The organism is Caulobacter sp. Root487D2Y (genome assembly GCF_001427165.1).
Classification (GTDB): domain Bacteria; phylum Pseudomonadota; class Alphaproteobacteria; order Caulobacterales; family Caulobacteraceae; genus Caulobacter.
Map to the genome: position 1 here is coordinate 134,858 of NZ_LMFD01000012.1, position 19,213 is coordinate 154,070.

The 19,213-nt window shown below is 69.9% G+C and carries 16 protein-coding genes; 9 read left to right on the forward strand and 7 right to left on the reverse strand.

Annotated elements, in window-relative coordinates:
• The first annotated feature begins 114 nt into the window (after nt 1-114).
• Both ASD38_RS17900 and trpE read left to right on the forward strand, forming a co-directional pair.
• Nucleotides 115-2,076 (forward strand): peptidylprolyl isomerase, encoded by a 1,962-nt coding sequence (locus ASD38_RS17900; RefSeq protein ID WP_056446789.1) that lies wholly within the window; start codon nt 115-117, stop codon nt 2,074-2,076.
• Nucleotides 2,073-3,608 carry an anthranilate synthase component I gene (gene trpE / locus ASD38_RS17905; RefSeq protein ID WP_056446786.1) on the forward strand — a complete coding sequence of 512 codons (1,536 nt, stop codon included), beginning with the start codon at nt 2,073-2,075 and terminating at the stop codon, nt 3,606-3,608. Before ASD38_RS17900 ends, trpE begins: the two co-directional genes overlap by 4 nt.
• A 15-nt stretch (nt 3,609-3,623) precedes the next feature.
• Here the strand turns inward: trpE and ASD38_RS24210 are convergent, their stop codons facing one another.
• Nucleotides 3,624-3,839, reverse strand: a complete 216-nt coding sequence (locus ASD38_RS24210) for a hypothetical protein (RefSeq protein ID WP_056446782.1) — start codon at nt 3,837-3,839, stop codon at nt 3,624-3,626.
• A gap of 149 nt (nt 3,840-3,988) precedes the next feature.
• On the opposite strand from ASD38_RS24210, the gene ASD38_RS17915 reads away from it, so the two are divergent.
• From ASD38_RS17915 to trpC, 3 genes are read left to right on the forward strand one after another with little or no spacing between them, the layout of a single operon-like run.
• Nucleotides 3,989-4,585, forward strand: coding sequence for an anthranilate synthase component II (locus tag ASD38_RS17915; protein WP_056446779.1), 597 nt, complete (start codon nt 3,989-3,991; stop codon nt 4,583-4,585).
• A 3-nt stretch (nt 4,586-4,588) separates the two neighbouring features.
• Nucleotides 4,589-5,617 carry an anthranilate phosphoribosyltransferase gene (gene trpD / locus ASD38_RS17920; RefSeq protein ID WP_056462111.1) on the forward strand — a complete coding sequence of 343 codons (1,029 nt, stop codon included), beginning with the start codon at nt 4,589-4,591 and terminating at the stop codon, nt 5,615-5,617.
• A complete protein-coding gene (trpC, locus tag ASD38_RS17925; protein WP_056462113.1) occupies nt 5,614-6,402 on the forward strand; it encodes an indole-3-glycerol phosphate synthase TrpC in 789 nt (262 codons plus the stop codon). The genes trpD and trpC overlap by 4 nt, the downstream gene beginning before the upstream one ends.
• 60 nt (nt 6,403-6,462) lie before the next feature.
• Here the strand turns inward: trpC and ASD38_RS17930 are convergent, their stop codons facing one another.
• Complete coding sequence (locus tag ASD38_RS17930) at nt 6,463-8,955, reverse strand: glycoside hydrolase family 3 protein (RefSeq protein WP_056462116.1); 2,493 nt, start codon at nt 8,953-8,955, stop codon at nt 6,463-6,465.
• A gap of 278 nt (nt 8,956-9,233) precedes the next feature.
• Between ASD38_RS17930 and lexA the strand changes: the two genes are divergently transcribed.
• Complete coding sequence (lexA, locus tag ASD38_RS17935; protein ID WP_056446767.1) at nt 9,234-9,938, forward strand: transcriptional repressor LexA; 705 nt, start codon at nt 9,234-9,236, stop codon at nt 9,936-9,938.
• Between the two features lie 171 nt (nt 9,939-10,109).
• Here lexA and ASD38_RS17940 read toward each other — a convergent pair whose 3' ends face one another.
• The 3 genes from ASD38_RS17940 to ASD38_RS17950 are packed head-to-tail and all read right to left on the reverse strand — an operon-like array spanning nt 10,110 to nt 13,273.
• Entirely contained in the window at nt 10,110-10,517 is a 408-nt protein-coding gene (locus tag ASD38_RS17940; protein WP_056462119.1) for a GFA family protein, read from the reverse strand.
• 51 nt (nt 10,518-10,568) lie between these two features.
• Complete coding sequence (locus ASD38_RS17945; RefSeq protein ID WP_056462120.1) at nt 10,569-11,216, reverse strand: glutathione S-transferase family protein; 648 nt, start codon at nt 11,214-11,216, stop codon at nt 10,569-10,571.
• Nucleotides 11,217-11,218: 2 nt separating this feature from the next.
• Nucleotides 11,219-13,273 (reverse strand): ComEC/Rec2 family competence protein, encoded by a 2,055-nt coding sequence (locus tag ASD38_RS17950; RefSeq protein WP_200946020.1) that lies wholly within the window; start codon nt 13,271-13,273, stop codon nt 11,219-11,221.
• A 172-nt stretch (nt 13,274-13,445) separates the two neighbouring features.
• Here ASD38_RS17950 and gltX point away from each other — a divergent pair, with 172 nt between their 5' ends.
• The 3 genes from gltX (at nt 13,446) to ASD38_RS24005 (ending at nt 17,069) form a co-directional block, all read left to right on the forward strand.
• Nucleotides 13,446-14,894: a glutamate--tRNA ligase gene (gltX, locus tag ASD38_RS17955; RefSeq protein ID WP_056462123.1), complete on the forward strand. Its 1,449-nt coding sequence runs from the start codon at nt 13,446-13,448 to the stop codon at nt 14,892-14,894.
• 57 nt (nt 14,895-14,951) lie between these two features.
• The gene (gene gltA / locus ASD38_RS17960) at nt 14,952-16,232 is read left to right on the forward strand and encodes a citrate synthase (protein ID WP_056446756.1); all 1,281 of its coding nucleotides are present in this window, start codon (nt 14,952-14,954) and stop codon (nt 16,230-16,232) included.
• Nucleotides 16,233-16,526: 294 nt separating this feature from the next.
• Nucleotides 16,527-17,069, forward strand: a complete 543-nt coding sequence (locus ASD38_RS24005; RefSeq protein WP_156390765.1) for a hypothetical protein — start codon at nt 16,527-16,529, stop codon at nt 17,067-17,069.
• A 5-nt stretch (nt 17,070-17,074) separates the two neighbouring features.
• On the opposite strand, the gene ASD38_RS17965 is transcribed toward ASD38_RS24005, so the two are convergent.
• Together ASD38_RS17965 and fliK are read right to left on the reverse strand one after the other, a co-directional pair.
• On the reverse strand, nt 17,075-17,344 hold the full coding sequence (locus tag ASD38_RS17965; RefSeq protein WP_056462126.1) for an EscU/YscU/HrcU family type III secretion system export apparatus switch protein: 270 nt from the start codon (nt 17,342-17,344) through the stop codon (nt 17,075-17,077).
• Nucleotides 17,345-17,354: 10 nt separating this feature from the next.
• Entirely contained in the window at nt 17,355-19,052 is a 1,698-nt protein-coding gene (fliK, locus tag ASD38_RS17970) for a flagellar hook-length control protein FliK (protein WP_056462129.1), read from the reverse strand.
• Nucleotides 19,053-19,213: the final 161 nt, after the last annotated feature.

Below are 19,213 nucleotides of genomic sequence, written 5' to 3' on the forward strand. Positions count from 1 at the left end.
CAGCCCCCTCCGCCGCTTGCCCGGCCCCCCGTGGCTCTACTATACCCGCAGCTCGCGTCCGTTCCGCGTCCTGCGTGGAATCCGCGCGAATTTCGAGGAAGGTTTCTCCCAGTCATGCTCGCCGGCTTCCGCTCCTTCGCCAAATCGCCGTTCGCGGTGGTCCTGTTTGGTCTGCTCATCGTCAGCTTCGCGGTGTTCGGCATCAGCGACGTGTTCCGCCATCCCCCCGGCAAGTGGGTGATCGCGGCCGGTTCGCGGAACATGACGCCGGAGGACTTCAAGGCGCAGTTCGAGAACTACCGCAAGCGCGAGCAGGCCCAGGGCCAGACGATCACGCCGGACCTCGCCGTCCAGCAGGGCATCGACCGCAAGATGCTGACCCAGCTGGCGCTGCAGGAATCCCTGGCCGAGCTGGTCCGCAAGCTCGGCGTGCGCCCGTCCGACAAGCTGGTGGGCGACACCCTGCGCGAGCAGCTGGCCGGCCTGCCTCCGGGCCAGCGCCCGTTCGATCCGATCACCGGCAAGTTCGACGCGACGATGTACCAGCGTCTGCTGGCCCAAAACGACCTGACCCCGGCCCGCTACGAGGCCTCGCTGCGCGACGACATCGCCCAGACCCATCTGTTCAGCGCCGTCGCCGCCGGTCTGCGCGCCCCGCGCATCTATTCGGCCCTGCAGGCCGCCTACGGCCTGGAAGGCCGCGACCTGGCCGCCTTCGCGATCAATCCCGCGACCGTCGAAAAGCCGGGCCTCCCGACCGACGCCCAGCTCCAGGCCTACATGAAGGAGCACGCCGCCCAGCTGACCCTGCCCGAGACCCGGATCCTGTCGGTGGCCCGCTTCAGCGCCAAGGCCTTGGAAAACACGGTGACCGTGCCCGAGGCCGACATCGTCAAGACCTACAATTTCCGCAAGGACACCCTGGGCACGGCCGAGACCCGCTCGTTCGTCCAGATCGTCGCCCCCGACGCCAAGACCGCCGCGGTGATCGCCCAGCGCCTGGCCAAGGGCGACCAGCCGGCCATCGTCGCCAGCGCCTATGGCAAGCAGCCGGTGATGATCAACGCCAAGCCGAAGTCCGCCCTGCCCGACCGCAAGGTGGCCGACGCGGTGTTCGCCCTGGCGGCGGGCCAGGTCAGCGCGCCGATCAACGGCGACCTCGGCGTCTCGGTGGTCAAGCTCCTCGGGATCAACCCGGCCGCCATGCCCAGCCTGGAATCCCAGCGCCCGGCCATCGAGGCCGAGCTGAAGGCCCAGGCCGCCCAGGCCAAGGCCTACGAACAGACCCAGACCTACCAGGACGCCCATGACGGCGGCGCCAGCCTGATCGACGCGGCGACCAAGGCCGGCGCTCCGGTGTGGACCAGCTCGCCGATCGCCGCCTCGGGCGTCGACCGCAACGGCCAGCCGATCCCCGGCCTGACCCCCGACGCCCTGAAGACCGCCTTCGAACTGCCCGCGGGCGGCGAGAGCGAACTGATCGAGGCCGGCAAGGGCGAATATTTCGCCGTCCGCGTCGAGAAGGTCATTCCGTCGGCCATGCCGCCGCTGGCCGAGATCCGCGAGCCCCTGGCCCAGCGCTGGATGCTGGAGACTCTGCTCGAGCGCATGAAGACCAAGGCCGACGCGCTGGCCGCGCGGGTCAAGAAGGGCGAGTCGCTGGAGGCGGTCGCCGCCTCGGCCCAGACCCAGGTGCAGCGCGTTCCCAACATCAGCCGTCAGAACGCCCGCCAGTTCCAGGGCCTGGGCCGCGACCTGCTGACGGGCACGTTCGGCGCCAAGCCGGGCGCGCCGTTCGTGTCGCGCGGTCCGCAGGGCGGCTACCTAGTGGCCGTGGTCGAGAAGGTCCACCCCGGTTCGCCCGACCAGATGGCCCAGATCACCGAGGCGATGCGTCCGCAGACCTCGCAGGGCCTGTTCCGCGACGTCGGTCAGGCCGCCCAGGACGCCGCCAAGATCCAGCTGAAAACCAAGGTCAACCTGACCCTGGCCCGCCAGGCGATCGGCGTCGACACCAGCACGCTGCCCGCCGAGGACGGCAAGGCGCCGGCCAAGGGCAAGGGCAAGGCTCAATGAGCCTGGAGCCCGGTCTCGACGCCTTCGCCGCCGTCTACGAGTCCGGCCGCCCGCAGGTGGTCTGGACCCGGCTGATCGACGATCTGGAGACCCCGGTCTCGGCCTATCTGAAGATCGGCCATGGCCGGCCCTACGCCTTCCTGTTCGAAAGCGTCGAGGGCGGCGCCTGGCGCGGGCGCTATTCGATCGTGGCGATGAAGCCCGATCTGGTCTGGCGCTGTCGCGGCGACCAGGCCGAGATCGCCGAGGGCGACGACATCGCCGCCGGCCGCTTCACGCCCCAGGCGGGCGGCGCGCTGGACAGCCTGCGCGACCTGATCGCCCGCTCGCGGATCGAGATGCCCGCCGGCCTGCCGCCGCCCTCGGCCGGCGTGTTCGGGGCCCTGGGCTACGACATGGTCCGCCTGGCCGAGCGCCTGCCGGACATCAACACCGACACGCTGGGCCTGCCGGACGGGATCATGACCCGGCCGTCGATCGTGGCGGTCTTCGACGCCATCGCCCAGGAGATCATCCTGGTCACCACCGCCCGCCCGCAAGCGGGGGTGTCGGCCGCCGACGCCTACGCCGCCGCCCAGGGCCGGATCGAGACGGTGATGGCCGACCTGCGCGCCCCGCTGACCCAGTCGGCTCCGCGCCAGAGCCATGGCCAGGCCGAGTTCACCACCCCGGTCAGCCGCGAGGACTACGCGGTCGTGGTCGAGAAGGCCAAGGAGTACATCCGGGCCGGCGACATCTTCCAGGTGGTGCCCAGCCACCGCTTCCGCGCGCCGTTCCCGCTGGAGCCGTTCGCCCTCTACCGCTCGCTGCGGCGGACCAACCCGTCGCCGTTCCTGTATTTCCTGGACCTGGACGGCTTCAACCTGGTCGGCTCCAGCCCCGAGATCCTGGTTCGCCTGCGCGACGGCAAGATCACCATCCGCCCGATCGCCGGCACCCGGCCGCGCGGCGCCACGCCCGAGCAGGACCTGGCGTTGGAGAAGGAGCTGCTGGCCGATCCCAAGGAGCGGTCCGAGCACCTGATGCTGCTGGATCTGGGCCGCAACGACGTGGGCCGCGTGGCGATGCTCAAGCACGCCGGCAGCAACGATCCGGCCACCAAGGGCAAGCACGCCAACGTCCGCGTCACCGACAGCTTCAAGATCGAGCGCTACAGCCACGTGATGCACATCGTCTCCAACGTCGAGGGCGACGCGCCCGAGGGCGTGGACCCGGTCGACGTGCTGATGGCCGCCCTGCCCGCCGGCACGCTGTCCGGCGCGCCCAAGGTGCGGGCCATGGAGATCATCGACGAGCTGGAGATCGAGAAGCGCGGCGTCGGCTACGCCGGGGCGGTCGGCTATATCGGCGCCGACGGCTCGGTCGACACCTGCATCGTGCTGCGCACGGCCCTGGTCAAGGACGGCATGATGTACGTCCAGGCCGGCGGCGGGATCGTCGCCGACAGCGATCCCGACGCGGAATACGACGAGACCCTGCACAAGTCCCGCGCCCTGAAGCGCGCGGCCGAAGAGGCTTGGCGGTTCGCCTAAGGGGGGGCGGTTCGCCTAGGGCTGGGCCCCGTCCAGGCGGTCGGACGGCAGGTGCTGCACGACCGCCGGCGGGGCGATGACCATCACGACGGCGAAGGTCACCGCGCTGACCGCGGCGAAGGCGGCGGCCGCCAGGACCGGCCCCATCCTCTGCCGGCGCATCGGCTTGCGCAGCAGGGCCCGGGCATAGGCGATCGCGGCGGAATCGAGGGCGGAATCAGCGGGGTTCATGGCGCGAGCATGCCCCAGCCCCGGGCTTAAGCAATGCGACGCTTTCGCGCTGCCCGGCCCGCTAAGCCCCTCGCCAGAAAAACTTGGCGCGAAAGCGCTCACCTTTTTGATGAAACCGGCTAGAAGGCTGAACCTGGAAAGGCGGCGTCATGATCCTGGTCATCGATAACTACGACAGCTTCACCTACAACCTCGTCCACTATCTGAACGAGCTGGGGGCCGACACCGTCGTGCATCGCAACGACGACCTGTCGGTGCAGGAAGCCCTGGGCCTTCGCCCGCAGGCGGTGCTGCTGTCGCCGGGCCCCAAGGCTCCCGACCAGGCCGGCATCTGCCTGCCGCTGCTGCGCGGCGCGCCCGACGACCTGGCGATCCTGGGCGTGTGCCTGGGCCACCAGGCCATCGGCCAGGCCTATGGCGGCGACGTGATCCGCGCCAAGGAAGTGATGCACGGCAAGACCAGCAAGATCTTCCACAACGACCAGGGCGTGTTCAAAGGCCTGCCCAACCCGTTCATCGCCACGCGCTATCACAGCCTGGCGGTCGACAAGGCCACCCTGCCCGACGACCTGGAGATCACCGCCTGGACCGAGGACGGCGAGATCATGGGCGTGCAGCACAAGACCCGTCCGGTCTACGGCGTGCAGTTCCACCCCGAGTCCATCGCCACCGAGGGCGGCCACCAGCTGCTGGCCAATTTCCTGGACCTGGCCAAGGTCCAGCGCGACGCGGCGATCTGGGTCTAGGCGATGTCGGACGCCTTCAAACCCCTGCTGGCCAAGCTGGCCGACGGCCAGACCCTCGACGAGGACGACGCCGAGATCTTCTTCGCCGCCTGCCTGCGCGGCGAGCCCACCCCGGCCCAGGTGGCCGCGGCGGTCACCGCCATGCGCCTGCGCGGCGAGACGGTGGGCGAGATCACCGCCTGCGCCCGGGCCATGCGGCGCGCCGCCATCCACCTGGACCATCCCTATGACGTCATCGACGTCTGCGGCACCGGCGGCGACGGCCTGCACACCCTGAACATCTCCACCGCCGTGGGCTTCGTCGCGGCTGGGGGCGGCCTCAAGGTGGCCAAGCACGGCAACCGGGCGATCACCAGCAAGTCGGGCACCGCCGACGTCCTGGCCGCCCTGGGCGTCAATATCGACGCCAGCCTGGCCCAGCAGCGTCACGCGCTGGACACCGCCGGCATCTGCTTCCTGTTCGCCCAGGCGCACCACGGGGCGATGAAGCACGTCTCGCCGATCCGCCAGCAGCTGGGCTTCCGCACCATCTTCAACCTGCTGGGCCCGCTGACCAATCCGGCCGGCGCCAAGCGCCAGGTCGTGGGCGTCTCGGCCCACCGCTTCGTCGAGCCCGTTGCCAAGGCCCTGGGCGCTCTGGGCGCCGAGCGCGCCTGGTCGGTGCACGGGGCCGGCATGGACGAGCTGACCACCACCGGCGAGACCGAGGTCGCGGAGTGGCGCGACGGGGCCCTGCGCCTGTTCACGATCACCCCGGAGGCCGTGGGCCTGCCGCGCGCCGCCCTGGCCGACATCACCGGCGGCGACCCCGCCTTCAACGCCGCCGCCCTGACCGCCCTGCTGGACGGCCGGAAGAGCGCCTATCGCGACATCGTCATGCTCAACGCCGCCGCCGCCTTCCTGGTGGCCGACAAGGTCGAGACCCTGCGCGAAGGCGTCGAGCTGGCCGGCGCGGTGCTGGACGACGGCCGCGCCCGGGCCGCCCTCGCCGGGCTGGTGGCCGCCACCAATTCGGAAGCCGTGCCCGCATGACCGACATCCTCGCCAAGATCGCCGCCTACAAGCGCGAGGACGTGGCCGATCGCAAGCGCCGGCGGTCCTTCGCCCAGGTCGACGCCGCGGCCAAGTCGGCCAACGGCCCGCGCGGCTTCAAGGCCGCCCTGGAGGCCGCCCATGGCCCCGGCAGGCTGGCCCTGATCGCCGAGATCAAGAAGGCCTCGCCGTCCAAGGGTCTGATCCGCGCCGACTTCGACCCGCCGGCCCTGGCCCGCGCCTATGCCGCCGGCGGCGCGGCCTGCCTGTCGGTGCTCACCGACGGCCCCAGCTTCCAGGGCGCCGACGGCTACCTGATCGACGCCCGCGCGGCGGTCGCCCTGCCCTGCATCCGCAAGGATTTCCTGGTCGATCCCTGGCAGGTGGCCGAGAGCCGCGCCCTGGGCGCCGACGCCATCCTGGTGATCCTGGCGATGATCGACGACGCCCTGGCCGCCGACCTGATGGCCGAGGCCGCCCGCCTGGGCATGGACGCCCTGGTCGAGGTGCACGACGAGGCCGAGATGGCCCGGGCCGGCGCGCTGGGCGCGACCCTGGTCGGCATCAACAACCGCGACCTCAAGAGCTTCGTGGTCGACCTGGCCGTCACCGAACGCCTGGCCGCCCAGGCCCCCAAGGACGCCCTGCTGGTCACCGAAAGCGGCCTGTTCGTCGCCGTCGACGCGGTGCGGATGGAGGCGGCCGGCGCCAAGGCCATGCTGGTCGGCGAAAGCCTGATGCGCCAGGTCGACGTGGCGGCGGCGACGCGGGCGCTGCTGGGCTAGGGCGCTCGAAACGCCCGAGGCGCGGCGGTCGAAACGCGCGGATCGAAACGGGCGCGGCGCCTACCCTGCTGGACAGGCGTCGTCGGCCCGCGCTTCGGTCAGCGCCACGTCCGACACCGTGATCGCCAGGGCCGAGGCGGTCTCCAGCCTCACGACCTTGACCGCCTCCGCCGCCGCGCCGAAGCAGCGCAACGGCACGCGCAGGGTTCGCCAGCCCCCGACCGGGCCGCTCAGGGCCGCCCCGACCGGCAGCGTCACCGGCTTGTCGCCGCCCACGCCCAGCCAGACCGGACCGGCCGGCGGCGTATCGATCCGCAGCTCGAAGGTCAGGGCCATGGCGCCGTTGGCTTCGCGCGACAGGTCCAGGGGGGTCGGCCGGGTCAAGGACAGCCAGGCCTTCTCGCCGCCCGACCAGCGCGCCGACCAGGCGTCCTCCTGCCGGCGGCGGTCGACCTTGCGCAGGACGAGGCCCTCGCCGCCGTAGGTCGCCACCCGCGCCGCCACGGCCGCGATCGTCGGAGCCTGGGCGTCGCCGATGCTGACCGCGAAGCCGTTGGCTCCGGCGCCGTCGCGGAAGAACACCCCGCGCGGGCCGGTCTCTATCGCGACGGCGGCCTCGGGCAACGGGCCGACCGCGTGGGGCGCGGCGTAGGTCAGGCCGTAGCCGAAGGCAAACTGCGGATCATAGGCCTTCTGGCCGACGTTCAAGGGCGTCTGGTCCGGCCGCTTGGGCCACGAGAACGACAACTTGCCGGTGAAGTCGTGGCGCGGCTTGCCGTCCGGGCCGGCGATCAGCACGTCGGCCACGCCCTGCCCCTCCGAGCCCGGCAGCCAGGCGGCGACGAAGGCGTCGGCGGCGTTGATCTGAGGGTTCAGATAGAGCGGCCGGCCGGAAATCAACACCGCCACGGTCGGCACCCCCGCCGCCTTCAGCCGCTTGAGCAAGGCCAGGCTTTCGGCCGATCCGGCGTGCAGGGCGACGTCGGCCTGGTCGCCCTGGAACTCGGCATAGGGGTTCTCGCCGAACACCACGATCGCCGCGTCGGGCTTGGCGTCATAGGCGCCGTCGGGACTGAGCAAGGCCGTCCCGCCGCCCGCCTTCACCGCCGCTTCGATCCCGCCCCAGATCGAGGTCGCGCCCGGGAAGTCCGCGTTGACGTTGTCGTTGCCCTGCCACGACAGCGTCCAGCCGCCGGTCTGCTTCATGATGCTGTCGGCCCCGTCGCCGGCCACCAGGATGCGCTTGCGCGGATCGAGCGGCAGCACGCCGCCGTCGTTCTTCAGCAGCACCAGCGACTTACGCACCGCCTCGCGGGCCACGGCCCGATGTTCGGGCGCGCCCAGCAGGGCCTCGTCGCCGGCATGGGGCCGGGCCGACGGCTTGGGCTGGTCGAACACCCCGGCCCGCAGCTTGACCCGCAGCACCCGCCGCACGGCGTCATCCAGCCGCGCCATCGGGATGGTCCCGTCGTTCACCTCGCGGACCATCGCGGCGTAGAGCGCCTTCCAGTCCTCGGGCACGTTGAAGACGTCGATCCCCGCGTTGAAGGCCGTCGGGCAATCGCCCTTGGTGCAGCCGGGGATCTGGCCGTGGGCGTTCCAGTCGCCGATGATCAGGCCGTCGAAGCCGATGCGGTCCTTCAGAACCCCGGTCATCAGGTCCTTGTTGGCGTGCATCTTGACGCCATGCCAGCTGGAGAACGAGGCCATCACCGCCTGGACGCCGCCGTCCACCGCCGCCGGATAGCCTGCCCCGTGCACGTCGCGCAGCGTCGCCTCGTCGGCCAGGTTGTCGCCCTGGTCGCGCCCGCCGTCAGTGCCGCCGTCGCCCAGGAAATGCTTGGCGGTCGAGATCACGTGGTCCTTGTCGAGAAAGCTTGCCCCCTCCCCCTGCAGTCCGCGGACCATGGCGGCGGCGTAGGCGGCGACGATCTTCGGGTCTTCCGAGTAGCTCTCATAGGTGCGGCCCCAGCGGTCGTCCTGCACCACGGCCAGGGTCGGGGCGAACGACCAGTCCATGCCCAGCGCCCGCACCTCCTGCGCCGTGGCCGCGCCGATCCGGCGGACGAGGTCGGGATCGCGCGCCGCGCCCAGGCCGATATTGTGCGGGAAGAGCGTGGCCCGATAGACGTTGTTGTGGCCGTGCACGGCGTCGGACGCCCACATCATCGGGATGCGCACGCCGCCGTTGGCCGGATCGACCGACGCGTCGTAGTAGCCGTCGATCATCTTCAGCCAGTCGCCGACCGAGGCGTGCTTGTTCCCGCCAGGCACCGAGCCGCCGCCGTTCTCGATGCTGCCGATATGGTAGCGGCGCACGTCGTCGGGGACGATCGACTTCATCTCCGGCTGCAGGGTCTGGCCGACCTTCTCCTCGACGCTCATCTTCGCGAGCATCGCGTCGATCCGCGCCTCCATGGCCGGATCCCGGCGGACCGGACTGTGAGCCTGGGGCCAGAGGTCGGGATGGACGACCGGCGCCGGGGCGGCGGCGAACGCCGGCGCGGCCAGAGATCCGGCCAGGGCCAGGCTTAGAATGGCGGTCTTCAGCATCGCGTTTCGTCCCCGCCCGACCTCTGCGGGTCCCGGCGAGACGAGCCTAGCGCAATGACGACAACGCTGTCATTTCAAATTCGGCAAAGTCGAGGATCACCACCTCGATTCGAAAGGGTCGCCGGAATCCGATCGCGGCCGTCTGGGACGAGCCTGTATTTCCTGAGGAATTAAGCCGCCCGTCCGACGAACACCGTTAACTTGACATCAACGAAGAACACCTAGAGAACATTCACAGAGGTTTGCGGTTTGTTCCGCGACGACTGGCGAGGCCGGACATGCTTACGCGCAAGCAGCACGAGCTGCTGATGTTCATCCACGAGCGGATTAAGGAGAGCGGCGTCTCTCCCTCCTTCGACGAGATGAAGGAGGCGCTGGACCTGGCGTCCAAGTCGGGCATCCACCGGCTGATCACGGCGCTGGAAGAGCGCGGCTTCATCCGCCGCCTGGCCCACCGGGCCCGGGCGCTGGAGGTGGTCAAGCTGCCGCAGCAGGCCACGGCGGCCGCGCCGCCCAAGGGTCGAGGAACCTTCAAGCCCCAGGTGCTGGAAGGCGGCGGCCAGCCGCCGTCGTCGCCTCAGCCCCAGATCGCCGCCGACAACACCCGCGAGCTGCCGATCCTGGGCCGCATCGCCGCCGGCACCCCGATCGACGCCATCCAGCACGAACGCGAGCGCCTGCCGGTGCCCGAGACCATGCTGGGGGCCGGCGAGCATTATGTGCTGGAGGTGCAGGGCGACTCGATGATCGAGGCCGGCATTCTCGACGGCGACTATGTGATCATCAAGAAGGGCGACACGGCCAACAGCGGCGAGATCGTCGTGGCCCTGGTCGGCGAGGAAGCCACCCTCAAGCGCCTGCGCAAGAAGGGCGGCTCGATCGCCCTGGAGGCCGCCAACCCCAAGTACGAGACCCGCATCTTCGGTCCCGACCAGGTCGAGGTGCAGGGCAAGCTGGTGGGGCTGATCCGGCGGTATCACTAACCGCCCTCCTTCTGTCATCCCGGAAACGGCGCAGCCGTTATCCGGGACCGACCTGGAACGCGGCGTTCGGGCGTCGGTCCCGGATCTTCGCGCTCCGCGCTCGTCCGGGATGACAAGCGTTTCGTGCGTCAAGGCTGGGGACAGGCACATGTGCCTGTCCCCATCTTGTATCTAGGTCGGCATCCCCGCCGGCCGGTTCTCGGCATATTGCGGCACGTTCAGAGGCGGCAGCCAGGGCTCGCGCCGCCTCACCCAGACCTCGTACTGCGGCGTGAACTGGCCGACCTCGTCCAGCCCGCCCAGGTGGATCTCGATCTCGCCGTCGCCCTCGCCTTCCGCCGTCCAGAACAGCGGCGAGCCGCAGACCGCGCAGCCGTGGATCAGGCCGTGCTCGGCGCCGGTCCAGACCGTCGGCTGGCCCTCGATCCGCACCTTGTCGCTCCGGAACGCCGCGAAGGCGTTGAACGGCGCGCCGTGGCGCTTGCGGCAGGTCAGGCAGTGGCACAGCCCCACCCGCAGCGGCCCGCCCTCCGCCACGTATCGCACCGCCCCGCAGGCGCAGCCGCCTTGCCGTTCCATGGTCGTCTCCATCCGTCGCCTGGCCCTTAACGTCCGACCGCGCTTTGGGCCTCAGAAAGCCAGCCGGCCCTTCAGTTCGCCGAACGGGACCATCACGTGCTGGCGATAGGCCGGACGGTCCCGCAGTCGATCGTACCAGGCCTCCAGGCGCGGCAAGGCCGGACGGTCAATCTCGAGCTCGAAGTAGCGATAGAGATGGGTCCCGATGGCGATGTCGGCCAGGGACAGGGTTTCGCCGACGACGAACGGGCGATCGGCCAGCCGGGCGTCGACCCGGGTCAGGCAGCGGGCGGTCTGGTCCAGGGCCCTGGCCACGGCGGCCTCGTCGCGCTGGGCCGCCGGCGTGCGGTAACCGCCCCAGAACACGCCGCCCAGAAAGGCCGGCTGCAGCGCCGTCTGCGCCCAGTCCATCCAGCCGTCGACCGGCGCGCGGGCGGCCGGGTCGGCGGGCCAGAACCGGTCCGCCCCACGGGTCGCCGCCAGATAGCGCAGGATGGCGTGCGACTCCCAGACCACGGTCCCGCCGTCCGCGATCACCGGAACCTTGCCGTGCGGGTTCATCGCCCGGAACGCCGGATCGTCCAGCCCGCCGAAATCGCCGCCGGCCGGGACATGCTCGTGCGGAAGGCCCAGCTCGCCGACCAGCCACAACACCTTCTGGACATTGGCCGAACTACGCCGGCCCCAGATCTTCAGCATGCCTATCGCCCCGGAACGCCGGTCCAGGGCCGGACGCCCCGCAGCGGTTGGGCCCAGACGATCCACCACTCGCCGCCCCGGCGATAGAGCTCGGCCGCCCCGCCCACGGCGAAATCGTCGGCGTCGAGCACGACGCGGTCGCGGCAGGCCGGCGGGACGGGCGGCGCGGCGCCGCGCAGCACGACGATCTCGGCCTGGGCGCACATGGCCGCCAGGTCGGCCGCGTCCGGCGCGGTCTTGCTCCACGACAGGGCCAGGGCGACGGGCGCCTCGGCGGTCGGGGCGCAGGACCGCCGGCCGCAAGCGTAGAGCGGGCTGGGCGCGGCGCTCTCGGGCACGGCCAGACCCCGGCGGCGGCCCCAAAGCTCGGCCCCGAAGCGGCGGGCGTCCGGACGCAGCAGCACCGCCGCGCGGCCCTGGCGCACCGCCGCCGTGGCGCCGTCGGGGGCGATCCAGACGTCGGGCGGGGCCGGGCGCGGCCACAAGGCCACCGCCAGGGCCAGGGGCGCGCCCAGCCAGCGCAGGCGGCCGCGCCACAGGCACAGCAGCATCAGGCCGACGAAGGCCAGGGCCAGGGTGAACGGCGGGCCGCTGGCCACCACCCGCTGGGCGCCGCCGGCCCCGGCGAAGCCGTCGGCGATCCACATCATCGCCCCGATGCCCCAGCCGGCCACGGTCAGGAAGGGGCCGCCCAGGCCGAAAGGCTCCAGGGCCGCGCCGATCGCCAGGAACGGCATGATCACGAACGACGACAGCGGCGCGACCGCCAGGTTGGCCGGCAAGCCCCAGACGGCCACGCGGTTGAAGTGCTGCATGGCGAACGGCCCGGTGGCCATGCCCGCCACGAAACTGGCCCCGATGCTGACCGCCAGCCAGCCGCTGACCGCCTGGAAGGTCCGGATCGGCCAGGGCACGGAGATCTCGCGCACCGGACGCGGCCAGGCCTCGGCCAGGGCCACCAGGGCGGCGGTGGCGGCGAACGACATCTGGAAGCCTGGCGCGCCCGCCGATTCCGGCTGGACCGCGAGGATGATCAGCGCCGCCACGGCCAGGCCGTGCAGGGTGATGGCCTGGCGGTCGAACAGGATGGCGGCGAAGGCCACGGTGGCGGTGATCGCCGCCCGCAGGGCCGGCGGCGGCGCGCCCGAGATCACCAGATAGGTCCCGATCGCGGCCAGGCCCGCCAGGGCCGCGACCTTCTTGCCCGGGACCCGCAGCGCCGCCCACGGCCAGGCGGCGATCAGCAGGCGCACCAGGCCGAACGCGAACCCGCCGACGATGGCCATGTGCAGGCCCGAGATCGACAGGATGTGCGCCAGTCCCGAGGCGCGCATGGCGTCGGTCTGTTCCTGGGTGATCCAGGCCTCGTGGCCGGTGACCATGGCCGCGGCGATCCCGCCGCGTTCGACGCCCATGTCGTCGACGATGCGGCTGGCCAGCCGCCAGCGGAAGGCGTTGACGGCCATGGCCGCGCGCAGCCGCCAGGGCGGCGGGTCCAGCGTCGCGGGCGCCGACTCGCCGATCGCGAAACCCACCGCGCCCACGCCGTGGAACCAGGCGTCGCGGGCGAAGTCGTAGGCGCCCGGGGCGGCCGGCGGCGGCGGCGGCCCCAGCATCGCCCGCAGGCGGACCGCCTGGCCGGGCGCGGGAATGTCGTCCGCCTCGACGGTCACCCGCACCCGCTTGGGCGTGTCCTCCGGCGCCAGCCGGCTGATCTGGACCGGCGCGATCAGCAGGCGCGGCCCGCCCGCGCCGGGGCTGACCACGTCGACCACGAAGCCGTCGATCGTCATCACCGTTCGCTCGCCCGCCAGGATCGGCGCGGCGACCGCGTGTGAGCGGACCTTTCCCGCCAGGGCGCCCGCCGCCAGGAACGCCGCCAGCACCAGGAAAACCGACAGACCCGCGCCCGAGCCTTGGGTCGATCGCCGCCCGGCCAGGCTCGCCAGGATCGCCAGTCCGGCCGCCAGCCCGACCAGCAGCGCCCAGGACGGTTCGGCCTTCAGTTCCAGATAACCGGCCGCGCCCAGGCCGAACGCCACGGGCGACCACAGCATCCAGCGCTCGCGATTGGCGTCGATCTCGCCGATCAGCGAAGCTGTTACCGCTCCCAGGCTAGGAACCGCGCGAAGACGCGTGCTAAGACGCCCCGCCCAGCCGCCAACGGAATTATCCGGTGTCGCGGTCCTAGCCGCTCCAGCGGCCTCCAGTCCGTCAGCCTTGATCTCGATGACCCAATCCCCCGCCTCGACGACGCCCCAAAACCCGAAGGGCGGCGTCGTCACCCGCTTCGCCCCGTCGCCGACCGGCTTCCTGCACATCGGCGGCGCGCGCACGGCGCTGTTCAATTGGTTATATGCACGCCATACGGGTGGGAAGTTCCTTGTTCGCGTCGAGGACACCGATCGCGAGCGCTCGACCGAGGCGGCCGTCGCCGCGATCTTCGAGGGCCTGGACTGGCTGGGCATGAAGTCCGACGCCGAGGTGGTCTTCCAGTACAGCCGCGCCGACCGCCACCGCGCCGCCGTCCAGGATCTGCTGGAGGCCGGCCGCGCCTATCGCTGCTGGATGACCGTCGAGGAACTGGACGCCGCCCGCGAGAAGGCCCGCGCCGAGGGCAAGGCCATCCGCTCGCCCTGGCGCGACGCCCCGCCGCCGAGCGATCCCGCCCTGCCCCACGTGATCCGCTTCAAGGGTCCGCTGGAAGGCGAGACCGTGGTCGACGACATGGTCAAGGGCCCGGTGACCTTCCGCAACATCGAACTGGACGATCTGGTCCTGCTGCGCAACGACGGCGCGCCGACCTACAACCTGGCCGTGGTGGTCGACGACCACGACATGGGCGTGACCAACATCATCCGCGGCGACGACCACCTGAACAACGCCGCCCGCCAGACCCTGATCTATCAGGCGTTCGGCTGGGAAGTGCCGGCCATGGCCCACATCCCGCTGATCCACGGCCCCGACGGCGCCAAGCTGTCCAAGCGCCACGGCGCCCAGGCCGTCGGCGAGTTCGCCGACATGGGCTACCTGCCCGAGGGCCTGCGCAACTACCTGGCCCGCCTGGGCTGGGGCCACGGCGACGACGAGGTGTTCAGCGACGCCCAGGCGATCGAATGGTTCGACGTCCGCGACGTCGTCAAGGCCCCCGCGCGCCTGGACTGGGCCAAGCTGAACTTCATCAACAGCCAGCACCTGCACGTGGCCGAGGACGGCCGCCTGGCCGACCTGACCCTCAAGGCGCTGCAGGCCCAGGGCGCGTCCCTGCCGGACGACGCCGCCGCGCGCCTGCTGGCCACCGTCCCGCAGGTCAAGGTCGGCGCCAAGACTATCCTGGAGCTGGCCGAACACTGTGCTTTCGCCCTAAAGGCGCGGCCGCTGACCCTGGAGGAGAAGACCCTTAAGCAACTGACCGGCGAGACCGTGGAACGGTTGACCCGCCTGCGCGCTCAGCTGGGCGCGGCCCCGGCCTGGGGCGTGTCGGAGCTGGAGATCCTGTTGAAATCCTTCGCGGAATCCGAAGGCGTGGGCTTCGGCAAGTTCGGTCCGTCGCTGCGCGGAATCCTGACCGGCGGCTCCCAGGCGCCGGACCTGAACAAGATCATGGCCGCGCTCGGCCGCGAGGAGTCTCTGGGGCGACTTGACGACGCCCTGGCGTCCGCGCATGAGGCGCTATAACGCAACCGCGAAATCGAAAACTGGACCGACCGTTCCACTATTGAAGGGGTCTCTCGCATGACCGACAAAGCCACGCTGACGATCGGCGACAAGAACTACGACCTGCCTATCCTCAAGGGCAGCACCGGTCCGGACGTGCTCGACGTGCGGAAGCTCTATGCCGACTCCGACCACTTCACCTTCGATCCGGGCTTCACCTCGACGGCGTCGTGCGAAAGCAAGATCACCTATATCGACGGCGACGCCGGCATTTTGCTGCACCGCGGCTATCCGATCGACCAGCTGGCCGAGAAGTCCTCGTTCCTGGAAGTCTGCCACCTGCTGCTGAACGGCGAACTGCCGACGGCCGACGAATTCGCCAAGTTCGAACGCAACATCACCTATCACACGATGCTGCACGCCCAGTTCGACAGCTTCTTCCAGGGCTTCCGCCGCGACGCCCACCCGATGGCCGTGATGACGGGCGCGGTCGGCGCCCTGTCGGCCTTCTACGCCGACAGCCTGAACGTCGATGATCCCAAGCAACGCGAGATCAGCGCCCATCGCCTGATCGCCAAGATGCCGACCATCGCCGCGCGCGCCTTCCAGTACTCGCAAGGCCGTCCGTTCGTGACGCCTCGCAACGAGCTCAGCTATTCGGAAAACTTCCTGCGCATGTGCTTCTCGGTGCCGGCCGAGGACTGGACTCCCAACCCCGTCCTGACCCGCGCCATGGACCGCATCTTCATCCTGCACGCCGACCACGAGCAGAACGCCTCGACCTCGACCGTCCGTCTGGCCGGTTCGTCGGGCGCCCACCCGTTCGCCTGCATCGCCGCTGGCATCGCCTGCCTCTGGGGTCCGTCGCACGGCGGCGCCAACCAGGAAGCCCTGGAGATGCTGGAAGAGATCGGCACGGTCGAGAACATCCCCGCCTTCGTGCAGGGCGTGAAGGACAAGAAGTACAAGCTAATGGGCTTCGGCCACCGCGTGTACAAGAACTTCGACCCGCGCGCCAAGGTCATGCAGAAGACCTGCTACGAGGTGCTGGAGCAGCTGGGCATCAACGACCCGCTGCTGCACGTGGCCATGGAGCTGGAGAAGGTCGCCCTCAGCGATCCCTACTTCATCGATCGCAAGCTCTATCCGAACATCGACTTCTATTCGGGCATCACCCTGCGGGCGATGGGCTTCCCGACCAACATGTTCACCGTGCTGTTCGCCCTGGCCCGCACCGTCGGCTGGATCAGCCAGTGGAAGGAAATGTTCGAGGACCCCTCGCGCAAGATCGGCCGCCCGCGCCAGCTCTATACGGGCGCCACGCAGCGCGACTACACGCCGGTCGACAAGCGCGGCTAAGCGCCGCGAGATCGCAGGAACTGGAAAAGGCCTCGCGAAAGCGGGGCCTTTTTCTTTACGAGTATTCCCTTGGGGCGTCCTGATGTGGAACAATTCAATTTCATGCCCACAACCGCCGTTTTATCAACGCGGTAAATTTGCAGGCATACATGAGCGCACCCTTTTCAGAAATCGCTACGAAAAATCATCACCGCATCATTGCCTTCTACAAAGCTCTTATGCAGGAAGTTCGTGAAAGGATTCATTGGTTACAGCACGCTCTCAATGGAAAAATGGGTATCCCAAAAACTCTAGTTGAAGAGTATATTTTTTCTTCAGATTCGACTTATATGCGAAATAATAACAATTGGATGCGTAATAGCACATGGTGAAATAGAAAAAGCGAACTCGAAGCGACTTCAAAAACGCTGGTCAGCCGCAGATATTATTGTAGAGCTGGAAAAAATAACGCCAGATTTTTATCCATCACCGTTTATTCAACTTCGAACGACCCACATACTCGACGGAAAACCCGTCGAAGGGTGGCATTTCGAAGAAAGAAAGCCCGATTTTCTAACGAAGGAGGAATTACTGGCGCTCTATGGAAGATGCGGAGACCGCCTACATCGCGGGTCTGTCAAAAGTATCGTAGCCAACAAACCGTACAAGACCAGTGAGTTATCAGACCTTGTTGACATAATACAGAAGTTGGTCAATCTTGTATGTATTCATAGAATACAAATTCTGAATGGTGATGCTCAATTATTATGCATTATGTATCCAGATAATTCTGATGAGGTATCAGTGATGGTAGGATACGCTGAGGATGGAAAAATATCGGAACAAGATCTAAAATAGCGCCCTTACGATTGAGCTGATCTAAGGATGAAGCCCAGGATCTCGGCGACGGCGACGTACAGCGCCTCGGGGATCTCCTCGTCGAGCTCGATGGTCGACAGGGCCTGGGCCAGGGCCGGATTCTCCTCGATCGGCACGCCGTGCTCGCGGGCGGTCTCGATGATCTTGTCGCCCACCCAGCCGCGCCCGGTGGCGACCACGCGCGGCGCGTTGGGCTCGTCGTAGCGCAGGGCCACGGCGATGCGGGGGCCGGCGGAGCGGACCGGGCCGGTCATGTCGCCCCTCTCATGTGGCTTGATCCAGGAACTGGCCGGGCGCGGCGGCCGGGGCGCGCGGCTGGCCGGTGTGGAAGGCGATCTCGGGCTCCAGCGCCGCCTCGCGCAGGGCGCTGCCCAGCCGGTCCTCTCCCGTCCGCAGGCGGGCCATGGCGGCCGGGCGCTCGGCCCACAACGAGACGCGGGCCCGGTCGCCGGTCAGGGCCACCTGGGCGTGAACGGGCCCCATGGGCTCGACGTCCAGCGAGAAGCGGGCGCGCCAGGTGCGGCCCATCGCGCGGCCGCCCTCCCCGCCCGAACCGCCGCCGTCGCGGCTGATCTCGAACTGGGCGGCGGCGGGACCCTGAGGCGTCATGAACGGCATGTCGAACACCCAACGCTGACCGTGATCCTCCACGGGGCGGCCAGCGGCCGACGGCTCTGGGAGCGAAGCGATCTGCAGCAGCTCGGTGCGGGCCAGGGCCGCGCCGGTCTCGGCCAGCAGGCGCTGGGCGACGGCGTGAGGCCCCGCCCCGGTCGGCAGGCCCGGCTGGGCGGCGGCCTGGGCGTGGGTCGGCGCGCCGGCATAGGGCGGCGGGGTCTGGGACGCCGGCGCGGGCGGGGCCTCGGATCCGCCATAGGCCATGACGGCCGCCGAGGCCGCGCGCGGCATGGCCAGAAGCGTCGGTGGAAAGTCCTCGGCCACGATCGCGCCGAAGGCCGGCAGAGGCGGCGGCTGCGGCGGGGCCGGGGCGGGACGGACGGCCTGCCAAGGCGCGTTGACGTTCGGCCAGCCGGTCGCCGGCTTGGCGAACGGGGGCGCGGGCGCGCCCTCGTCGCTCGGCGGCGGGGCCTGGGCTGGCGTCTCCGGATCGGAGGCCTGGCCGACGGAGGGGGGCGACGCGGTCGCGCCGGTCGGGGCCCGAGGCGCGCCGCGATCGGCCGGCTGGGCCGAAAAGGCCGCCGCCGTGGCGGCCGCGCTTGGCGCGGCGCCCGGCACGATATCAGGCGCGGTTTTGAACGCGGTGTTGGGCGCCGCGTTGGGCGTCCCGCCGGGCGTGGGGCCGACCTGGGCCGAGGTCAGCGGCATGGTGTCGACCCAGGTCTTGACCACCTCGCGGAACACCAGCAGGGCCGCCTTCATGTCGCTGTTGGGCGTCGGGGTCGGGACCGCCCGGGGCGGCGCGGTCAGGGTGCCCGTCTGCTGACGCTGGGTCTGGACGCCGGACGCCAGGCGGGCCTCCAGGAACAGGCCGGAGCGCTGCAGGGCCTGGCGGATCTCCGAACCCTTGATCTGGCCGTCCATGCGCGTGCTCAGCGCCATCACCTGGGCGATGGCCGCCTTGACCTGGGTCGGGGTGTCGGGCTCGGCGGCCGCCTGGGCCATGTCCGCCATCAGCGGCGCCAGGCCGGCCTGGCGACCGGCGGCACGACCGGCCGCCGCCGCGACGGCGCGGGCGGAGGTCTCGGCCGGGGTTTCGGGACCGGCCGCGAGGGCCTTGGCCTCGGCGGCCTTGGCCCGGCTGACCTCGCCCTCGCCCACGGCGTCCTTGGCCAGATTGGCCAGGTCTCCCTGGGACTGGGAATGGGACTGGTCGATCATCGCGCCCAGGGTCTCGACCGTCTGGATGACGGCGATCCGGGCAAGCGCGTCGGCCGCCTGGTCGGCCCGGTTCACGGGAGCGGACGGCGTCAGGGACGACAAAGGGGCGATCGAGAAGATCGGCACGCCAGGTCTCCAGCCGGCGACGAGAGGATCGCCGAGGACTCCAACCTAGCGGAGAGCCGTGAAGCGGGTCTTAAAGGCTTGCTTAACGCCCCGGGCCTGACAGTGCGGAGGTTGATTTGGAGTTCAGGCTTGACGCGCGCCGCCCCTTCCTTGGCCTGGAC